At 63.9% G+C, this 396-nt stretch carries 1 protein-coding gene; it reads right to left on the reverse strand.

Annotation, left to right across the window (positions count from 1 at the left end; all coding sequences use genetic code 11):
• Positions 1-19: 19 nt before the first annotated feature.
• The coding region (locus C5F48_RS24575) for an integrase core domain-containing protein (RefSeq protein WP_146170798.1) at positions 20-396 on the reverse strand (377 nt) is incomplete at its 5' end.

Below are 396 nucleotides of genomic sequence, written 5' to 3' on the forward strand. Positions count from 1 at the left end.
CTGACGTTGCCCCCACTTTTTATCCAGCGTGAGCGAGACTCCGGGTGTGAGTTTTGCCCGATTGGGCGGGTTGGGCAACGGGGGCTGGCGCGGAGCTTTGCGGATTGCGCAGCGTCAGGCCCCGTTGCGGGGCGAAGGTCTGTGCGAACGCGGCGGGCGTTTTCCAGCCGAGCCGGGAGTGGGGTCGTTCGGTGTTGTAGTCGTCACGCCAGGCGGCCAGCGTGACGCGGGCATGGTGCAGGGACGGGAAGAGCGTTTCGTTCAAGAGCTCATCGCGCAGGCGGCCGTTGAAGCTTTCGATGAAGGCATTCTGGGTGGGCTTGCCTGGCGCGATGTAATGCCAGTCGATCTTCTGGTCATCGGCGAAGGTCAGGATCGCGTTCGAGGTGAACTCGG

The sequence above is a fragment of the Cereibacter changlensis JA139 genome, from assembly GCF_003034985.1.
In the GTDB taxonomy this organism is placed as follows: domain Bacteria; phylum Pseudomonadota; class Alphaproteobacteria; order Rhodobacterales; family Rhodobacteraceae; genus Cereibacter; species Cereibacter changlensis.